Origin of the sequence: Anaeromusa acidaminophila DSM 3853, from assembly GCF_000374545.1 — a bacterium.
GTDB lineage: Bacteria > Bacillota > Negativicutes > Anaeromusales > Anaeromusaceae > Anaeromusa > Anaeromusa acidaminophila.
On sequence record NZ_KB894605.1, the window covers coordinates 44,868 to 53,174 of the forward strand.

An 8,307-nucleotide genomic window follows, 5' to 3' on the forward strand; every position below is an offset into this window, starting at 1 on the left:
CCCTAGCGCCCCATTTCTTCCTTCGCCTGATTTTGCAAGCGAAACAGCGTATTCAGCGCCTCAATGGGCGTCAGGCTCATTACATCCAGCCCTAACAGTTCTTCTGTTAAAGCGCTTCCGAACAAAGTAAGAGATGGCTCGGCCTTTTTCACGACTGGCGTTGCTGCTTCCCTGGCGCTGCAAGTCTCCAGTTCGGCCAGCACCTCTTTGGCGCGCTGAATAACTTTTGACGGCAACCCAGCCAACTGCGCAACATGGATGCCGTAGCTCTTATCAGCGCCTCCCGGCACAATGCGTCGCAGAAAAACAACATTATTCCCTTTTTCCCGCACCGCAACGGAGTAGTTGCGAATGCCGCTCCAAGCGTTCTCCAATTCTGTCAATTCATGATAGTGCGTAGCGAAGAGCGTTTTACAGCCAATCTGCTTTTTGATGTATTCTACTACCGCCCTAGCAATGCTCATACCGTCAAAAGTGCTGGTTCCCCGGCCGATTTCATCCAAAATAACCAAGCTGTTTTTCGTGGCGTGCCGTACAATGGCGGCTACTTCATTCATTTCCATCATAAAGGTGCTTTGGCCGGTTGCCAAATCATCACTAGCGCCGACACGGGTAAAAATACGGTCTACCGGTGAAATAACCGCGCTGCGTACAGGCAGAAAGCTGCCTGCCTGCGCCATAAGCACCAACAACGCCACTTGGCGCATATACGTAGATTTCCCTGCCATATTGGGCCCTGTAATAACCATAACGTCTTCCACACCCGGAAAAAGCTGCGTATCGTTAGGCACAAACAATTCGCCCTTCAGCAGCCGCTCAACAACAGGATGGCGACCGTCCTGAATCTGAATACTGCCATTTTCTTCAAGGCGGGGACGCACGTATTGATGGCGCACAGCCGCATCGGCAAAGCTATGCAACACATCCAGCACCGCCACGCGCCGCGCTGTAGCTTGCAAAGCGCAAAGCTCTTCTTTCACCCGATCGCGCAAGCGGCAGAACAGGTGGTATTCCAGTTGCACAATCCTCTCCTGGGCGCCCAGGATTTTAGTCTCGAACTCCTTTAATTCCGGCGTAATATATCGCTCGGCATTAGCCAAAGTCTGTTTGCGTTGGAAATAAGCTGGTACCGCTGAGGTATTTGCATGAGTAACCTCCAAGTAGTACCCAAAGACCTTGTTATAACCAATCTTCAAGGAACGTATTCCTGTCTTTTCCTTTTCCGAACGTTCAAATTCTTCAACCCAGCATTTGCTGTCCCTGGCCACTTCCCGCAGTTCGTCCAGCTCGCTATCATAACCGCTGCGAATCATACCTCCCTCGCGCACCGACACAGGCGGAGATTCCACAAAAGCGGCTCCAATTTCTTGAGCCAGTTCCGCATGACTTTCCCATGTCGCATATAGCTCGCGCAGCAAAGGACTCTGCGCCTGGTTCAGCACCATTCGCAGCGCAGGCAGCTGCGCCAGCGACTGGGACAAAGACACCAGATCCCGCGCATTGGCGGTTCCCAGCTCCACACGAGTGACTATGCGCTCGAAATCATAAATTCCTTCCAGCGCCTCAACCAAAGCTTGCCGCAATAGCGGCGCCCCCGTTAATTCTTCTACCGCTTCATGGCGTTTTGTGATGTCTTTTCCATAACGCAGCGGCTGCTCCAGCCAATGCTTTAACAACCTGCCGCCCATAGCGGTACGCGTAAAATCGAGCACCTGCAAGAGCGTTGCTTTTCTGCCGCCGTCGCGAAGATTGCGTGTAATCTCCAAATTGCGCAGCGTCGACGCATCTAGTAAAAGATATTGCTGCTGCGTCTGTTCCGCCAACCGATTGATATGGGCTAAATCGGTTTTGACCGTCTCATGCAAGTAGCACAAAAGATGTTCGACTGTTTGCAACGCTTCCTTGTCGTTTGGTTGCTCCGTCGGCGCAAAATGCTGTTTTACAAAAGCCCCAGCCTCCGGTGCAAAGGCTCGCTGTTCCGGACGACAGTATAAGCGATCCTGCGAAAATTCATCCAGTTCCGTCCAGTAGCTCAAATGCCCGGATACAATAATCTCTTTAGGCTGCAGACGATACAAAGCATCCCACAAAAGCGGTTTTTCTCCTTCGCCGTCCATGACGCTCCAAAAACATTCTCCTGTGGATAAATCCGCCGCCGCCAAATACACGCGTCCAGTTTCTCCTTCTCGGACAAGCGCTAAATAATGGTTGCTTTTTTCGCTCAAGGACACTTCTCCTAAAAAAGTTCCTGGCGTCACAATGCGTACTACTTCGCGCCGCACCAAGCCTTTAACTTGTTTAGGATCCTCAACCTGCTCGCAGATGGCTACCTTATAGCCTTTTTGGACCAGCCGCGCCAAATAGTTTTCCGCCGCATGATAGGGAATACCACACATGGGAATGCGTTTCCCCTGTCCGCCCTCCCGCGAAGTCAAGGTAATTTCCAACTCACGTGAAGCCAGCTCCGCATCTTCAAAAAACATTTCATAAAAATCGCCTAAACGAAAAAAAAGAATCTCCTGAGAATGACGGCTTTTCACGTCCCTATATTGTTCCAGCATCGGCGTATAGGCTGTCGCCATAACCAGTTCCCCCTTTGGTTACACTGATTCCCCTTTAAGAATCCAGGTCTGCGCCTTGGTAATGCGCACTTGGATTAAATCTCCCGGTTTTTGCCCTTCCTGATACGGCCACAGTACCAATTTGTTGCCTCGGGTCCGTCCGCACCATTGTTTAGGATTGGTTTTACTAGGTCCCTCTACCAGTATTTCTTGACAAGTATGGAGCAATTTCTCATTGCACGCTAACGCCACTTTTTCCTGCGAAGTCAGCAAGCGCTGCAAGCGTTCCTTTTTCACCGCCAGCGGCACTTGTTCTTTCATTTCAGCAGCCGGCGTTCCTGAGCGGCTGGAATATAAGAAGGTATAAGAAGCGTCAAAGCCAACCTCTTCCACTAACGCTACCGTATCAGCAAACATTGCTTCGGTCTCTCCAGGAAAGCCGACAATCAGATCCGTAGTTAAAACCGCGTCAGGCACGGCAGCTCTCACTTTTCGCACAAGCTCCAGATACTCCTCACGCGTATATCCTCGATTCATCTGCCGCAAAATTTCATTGTTTCCTGCTTGGATAGGCAGATGAAAATGCGTAGTAATATGTTTGCTTTTTGCTACAGCCGCAATAACTGCATCATCCATATCGCGCGGGTGCGATGTCATATAACGGATGCGCAGCAAGCCGGGAATGTCATCCAACGCCTGCAACAGCGCTGCAAACGTATCGGGCGTCCCTTTTCCATAGGAATTCACATTCTGCCCTAGAAGAGTAATTTCCTGATAGCCCTCGGCCGCCAGGCTCCGCACCTCATCCACAATATCACTTAGCGCCCGGCTGCGCTCCCGCCCCCGGACATAAGGAACAATGCAATAGGTGCAAAAATTGTTGCATCCAAACATAATCGGAACCCAAGCAGCTACGCCGCTTTTTCGCACTACCGGCATTTCTTCAACAATTTGCGTTTCCGCTTCCGCCAGCACCGATCGCTCGCCAGTTCGCTGCTCTCCCAGCCAAGCCGCCAAATGGTGAATCATATTCGTACCCATAACCAGATCTACATGAGATGCTTTGCGCAAAATGCGTTCTTTATCCTTTTGCGCCATGCAGCCTGTAATAATAATGCGCACATGAGGACGTTCCTGCTTGTGACGCTTCAGCTCGCCAATTTTCCCGTATATCTTTTTCTCGGCGCTTTCCCGCACACAGCACGTATTAATAACAATTACGTCCGCCTCTTCCAGATTATCTGTTGCCAGATATCCTTGCGAAGCCAGCTGTCCGGCCATTTTTTCCGAGTCATTTTCATTCATTTGGCATCCATAAGTCAAAATGCAATAGAAACCGTTCATGGCAACTCCTTTACATACCCATTAATACTAAAAGTCTATCTTTTCTATTATAGCCGCAAATCTCTTCGCTGTAAAAGCGTCACTACAAGAAAAAACGCTTTCTTGGAAGTCTTTTACAACCTCCGAGAAAGCGTCCATAGGCTTTACTTCTTTTTATTCAAAGCCATGCGCAGCCCCATACAAATGACAAATACGCCAAAAAAGCGACGCAGCATCTCGGGCGGAATGCTCTGCACAAGATCCGAGCTGCCCAAGGCCCCTATAACAGCGCCAAGGGCCAACAACGCCGCCACCTTATATTTTACAATTCCTTGCTGATGAAAGCGCCATAACCCAGTCAGAGCCGTTGGAATGATGACAAGAAGAGAGATGCCTTGAGCAGTGTGTTGCGGAACGCCCATAAGAAACACCATCATCGGCACCAAGATCATACCGCCGCCAACGCCCATAAGGCCGCTTAAAATACCGGCAGCTACCCCGCCCAAGGCAATAATCGCCAACGCTTCCATCAGCCGCCCACCGCCATTCGCAGTCCTACAAGAACTAAAAATACGCCAAACATCCGCTTAAGCTGTACTGCAGGTATCTTAGACATCCAGCGTGATCCCAGAGCAGCGCCAATAACACTGCCAACCGTCAACATGGCCGCAATAGAAAAATCCAGTTGCCCGTACAAGCCGTAGACAAACGTACTGGCGGCCGCAGTCGGAACAATCACCGCCAAGGAGGTAGCATGCGCCTCATGCTGCGATAAGCCGAGCAAGGAGACCATAACAGGCACCAATACAATGCCGCCGCCAATACCAAGCATACCGCTCAGCACTCCAGCTACCACTCCGTAAAGCACAACACGTACTGCATGTCCTTCCATAGCTGCCTACCTCACTCTCCTTGGATATATCAATCCATGCTTAAGCTGCGCACTACCAGGTTAACTTCAGATACCGTCATGCCTGTCGTGTATTCAACCGCTTCTCGAATGCGCCGTTGTACTGCTGGTAATTCCTGCTGAATTACCGTTCCAAAAAGCACCACTAATTCCGCCGTAATCTTTACGCCTTTGTCTTTTTCTTTGCGAATTTGCACTTTCCCCACCTTGCTAACAAAGGCTGCATCTAACGCTTCTTTCTGCGTCACTGCGACCAGAACGTCATCGGCAATTAAGAGTTTGCCATAGTAGCTGAAAGTAGGACGAACAATCGACTTTTCTCCTAGCTTGCGCCGCGCCGCCGAAGAACGTCGGCTGAAAATTTCCAGTGAATCCACCAAATAGCCGGAAAAATGAGGCTTCAACTCGATTGTTGGCACAGGAATAATATGTTTTCCTTCTCGTAATCTAGCCTTACGAGCTTTAGCAATTTCCGTCGGACTAGCAATTTCCTCAATACGAATAATTTTTTGAATGGGCGGGAGCTTGAGAATTCTAACAATTTTTTCCACCATACCATCGGAGGTTCCTAAAACCAAAATGCGCTGCGGTTTAACTTTCTCAATCGCTTCTCGTACTTCGGCGGCATGCTCCGGATCCGTAAAGATCGCCCGCCGTACGGCGCCAATCTTATTAGGCTCCTTTTTAGCCGATTTGCCTGCAATAATTTTACTGTCCTTAATAAACAAACCATCGTCAATCAAGGCGTCTGCCGCTTGTTCATGCGCGACAATCAAGGCCCGATGGCTCTTGCCGGTACCACTCGGTCCAACGAATGCAAACACGTCCATAGCATGCCTCCTTTCAAAAATCTCTATTTCTATCACCTTACTGGAAATGCTGCCGTTTTGTCAAGAAAGACCGCTCTTACACTTTGCGTTTTTCCATTGCCCTTTGCAAAGAACAAGCAATCGTGTCAGGCGCATGAAATACGCCAAGCATTTCCGGGAACCGTCCGGGAATAGCGTGAAAATCAGACCCTCCTGTAGCCAACAGTTTGGCTTCCTGCGTCCAGGCAAGATATTTTTCTTGCTGCTGTTTTGTATGCATCGGGTGAAATACTTCTAGCCCTTCCGCACCGGCGGCCAATACTTTTTTCACAAGCTCGTCATCTCCCGCCAAGCCTGGATGCGCCACCACCGCCACACCGCCTGCCGCTTGAATCAATTCAATCACCTCTGGATATTTCAGGCGCCGATGCGGCACATAAGCCGGCCCATTTTTATGCAAAAGTGCATGAAACACTTCTCCGACCGTACCAAAAGCGCCCATAGCTACTAAGGCTCTTGCCACATGCGGCCTGCCGATAGAACCGCCGCCCGCCTGAACCGCTACATCTTCCAGCTTCAAAGAATAGCCAAGTCCTCTTAGCTTGTCCACCATTTCTCCCGCTCTATTTTGACGGCTTTGCGCCAACAATGCCAATTCCGCCTGAAAGAAAGACTGCCGCCAATCCATTCCATAGCCTAAAACATGCACCTCATGACCTGGAATATCCGTACTAAACTCAATACCAGGAACAAAGCGCAAACCTAAAGGCCAAGCAAAACCTTCGGCTTCCTCTAACGCCCGCGTAGTATCATGGTCGGTAATGGCAATCATCTTCAATTCAGCAGCGACAGCCGCTTCATAAACTTGCAGCGCCGTCCACCGTCCATCCGAAGCCAGCGTATGGATATGCAGATCTACACTCATAGCTGCACCAAACTTTTTGCAATTTCCAGCAGCGTAAGCACCCCAGCGCCGCTGCCTCCTTTCACCCAAGCCCCTGACGTCTTAAGTAGTGTCGCAGTACCGGCAATATCCAAATGTGCCCAAGGCGTTTCCTTGGCGAAAGCGCCGATAAAAAGGCCGCCTGTAATCATACCGCCATAGCGGCCTCCGGTATTTTTCAAATCCGCTATATCGCTTTTCAATAGCTCCGCATATTCTTCATCATGCGGCATCAGCCAAGTTTTTTCTCCAGCTCGCTCACCGGCCGCCACAATCAAATCAGTCCAGGCTGAATCATTTCCCAAAAGACCGCTGCGCACTCGCCCTAAAGCCACCATGCAAGCGCCGGTAAGAGTCGCTACGTCAATAATGCGCTGCGCTCCCTCGTGCCGGGCGTACGCCACGGCATCCGCCAAAATAAGCCTTCCTTCTGCATCAGTGTTAATTACTTCAATCGTCTGTCCGTCCATAGCGGTCACTATATCTCCCGGTTTTAGGGCTTTGCCGGAAGGCATATTTTCGGTACAAGGAAGCACCGCCAAAAGATTCACTGGCAATTTTAAAGCGGCAATCGCATCCATCGCCGCCAGGACGGCAGCCGCTCCTGACATATCGTCTTTCATTTCCTGCATGCCCTCGCCCGGCTTTAAGCTGATGCCGCCACTGTCAAAAGTAATGCCTTTGCCTACGAAAGCCGCATCCCAGGGCTTACCCTTTATACCGCCGCAATAGCGCAGCACAATAAGCCTAGGCGGCACATCACTTCCCTGCGCCACTGCGCTCAACGCCCCCATGCCGGCAGCTTTTATCCGCTTAGCGTCCCAAACATCAACATCCATGCCATGCAGCGTCGCCAAGCGCTGCGCTTCTTCCGCCATTTTTTCCGGTGTCATAACCGCCGCCGGCTGATTGACCCAATTTCTAGCCTGCAGCACGGCTTCCGCCGTTACAATGGCGCTTTGCAGCGTTTTTTCCAACAAAGGAGTTATTGCCCGCTGGCTTTGAAAGAATACTGTCTGTAGTACGGGTTCTTTCTTTTTACTCTTATAGCAATCGAAGCGATATCCTCCCAGGATAGCTCCCAAAGCCGCTTCATAAGCGCTCTCTTCGAGCGTCAATCCCAGTTCATCAAGAAGAATAACACTTTGAGATATTTTAGCCTTTTCCAACGCGCGCACCGCTTGTCCTAAACAAAAACGAACCCCTTGGACATTCAGTTGCTCACGTTTTCCAAATTGCAGCAATAGAAAATCAGGCATAGTATCTAGGCAGGAACGAAGCAGGTACGTATCGCCCTTGTCATTGCAGCAGACGCCCTGCTGCAGCCAAGCGCTCAAACGTCCCTGCAACTGCGCATCTACTTTCTTCCCTTCTTCTCCCATGAAGGTATCTCCTTGAAAGACCGGCAAAACAATTGCGGCCCCTTTTACCGTTTTCTTTCCAAGCCACTCTATTTTCATCGTCATTACACCTCTTAAAAAAGTCATGACCGCCCGTTAAACGGGCGGCATGCACCAGCCCTATAAGGGCTGATTACTAGCGGCACCTAAAAGTGCTGCTTTTCACTTCGTTCAAGCCATCTTTGCACTTGGTACTAGCTACCCCTGAAGGGGTCTTCTAACTCTTTTACACTAATTTTATCCATCATTTGATCTGCTTTCTCTTGTTCTCTTATATACTTTTTTATTGTAGCTTCATTAAGGCCAACTGTACTCACATAATATCCAATTGACCAGAAATGTCGATTCCCAAATTTGTATT

8 protein-coding genes are annotated in these 8,307 nt (G+C 50.0%); all 8 read right to left on the reverse strand.

The annotated features are described in order from the left end of the window. Positions 1-2 precede the first annotated feature (2 nt). Positions 3-2,582 (reverse strand): DNA mismatch repair protein MutS, encoded by a 2,580-nt coding sequence (gene mutS / locus C508_RS0114815; protein WP_018704357.1) that lies wholly within the window; start codon positions 2,580-2,582, stop codon positions 3-5. 18 nt (positions 2,583-2,600) lie between these two features. Continuing rightward, a complete protein-coding gene (miaB, locus tag C508_RS0114820) occupies positions 2,601-3,905 on the reverse strand; it encodes a tRNA (N6-isopentenyl adenosine(37)-C2)-methylthiotransferase MiaB (protein ID WP_018704358.1) in 1,305 nt (434 codons plus the stop codon). 143 nt (positions 3,906-4,048) lie between these two features. Then, on the reverse strand, positions 4,049-4,414 hold the full coding sequence (locus tag C508_RS0114830) for a sulfite exporter TauE/SafE family protein (protein WP_018704360.1): 366 nt from the start codon (positions 4,412-4,414) through the stop codon (positions 4,049-4,051). Further along, on the reverse strand, positions 4,414-4,776 hold the full coding sequence (locus tag C508_RS0114835) for a sulfite exporter TauE/SafE family protein (RefSeq protein ID WP_018704361.1): 363 nt from the start codon (positions 4,774-4,776) through the stop codon (positions 4,414-4,416). Before C508_RS0114835 ends, C508_RS0114830 begins: the two co-directional genes overlap by 1 nt. A gap of 29 nt (positions 4,777-4,805) precedes the next feature. Then, positions 4,806-5,624, reverse strand: a complete 819-nt coding sequence (locus C508_RS0114840; RefSeq protein ID WP_018704362.1) for an Asp23/Gls24 family envelope stress response protein — start codon at positions 5,622-5,624, stop codon at positions 4,806-4,808. Between the two features lie 76 nt (positions 5,625-5,700). Next, positions 5,701-6,528, reverse strand: coding sequence for a PHP domain-containing protein (locus C508_RS0114845; protein WP_018704363.1), 828 nt, complete (start codon positions 6,526-6,528; stop codon positions 5,701-5,703). Continuing rightward, on the reverse strand, positions 6,525-8,012 hold the full coding sequence (locus C508_RS0114850) for a leucyl aminopeptidase (protein WP_039797583.1): 1,488 nt from the start codon (positions 8,010-8,012) through the stop codon (positions 6,525-6,527). The genes C508_RS0114845 and C508_RS0114850 overlap by 4 nt, the downstream gene beginning before the upstream one ends. A 128-nt stretch (positions 8,013-8,140) precedes the next feature. Beyond that, on the reverse strand, positions 8,141-8,307 hold a 167-nt coding region (locus C508_RS18835), incomplete at its 5' end, for a transposase (RefSeq protein WP_018702672.1).

Coding starts and splice junctions, on each gene's coding strand:
- mutS (WP_018704357.1), bottom strand. CDS start 2,582: ATGGCGACAGCCTATACGCCGATGCTGGAACAATATAGGGACGTGAAA.
- miaB (WP_018704358.1), bottom strand. CDS start 3,905: ATGAACGGTTTCTATTGCATTTTGACTTATGGATGCCAAATGAATGAA.
- C508_RS0114830 (WP_018704360.1), bottom strand. CDS start 4,414: ATGGAAGCGTTGGCGATTATTGCCTTGGGCGGGGTAGCTGCCGGTATT.
- C508_RS0114835 (WP_018704361.1), bottom strand. CDS start 4,776: ATGGAAGGACATGCAGTACGTGTTGTGCTTTACGGAGTGGTAGCTGGA.
- C508_RS0114840 (WP_018704362.1), bottom strand. CDS start 5,624: ATGGACGTGTTTGCATTCGTTGGACCGAGTGGTACCGGCAAGAGCCAT.
- C508_RS0114845 (WP_018704363.1), bottom strand. CDS start 6,528: ATGAGTGTAGATCTGCATATCCATACGCTGGCTTCGGATGGACGGTGG.
- C508_RS0114850 (WP_039797583.1), bottom strand. CDS start 8,012: ATGACGATGAAAATAGAGTGGCTTGGAAAGAAAACGGTAAAAGGGGCC.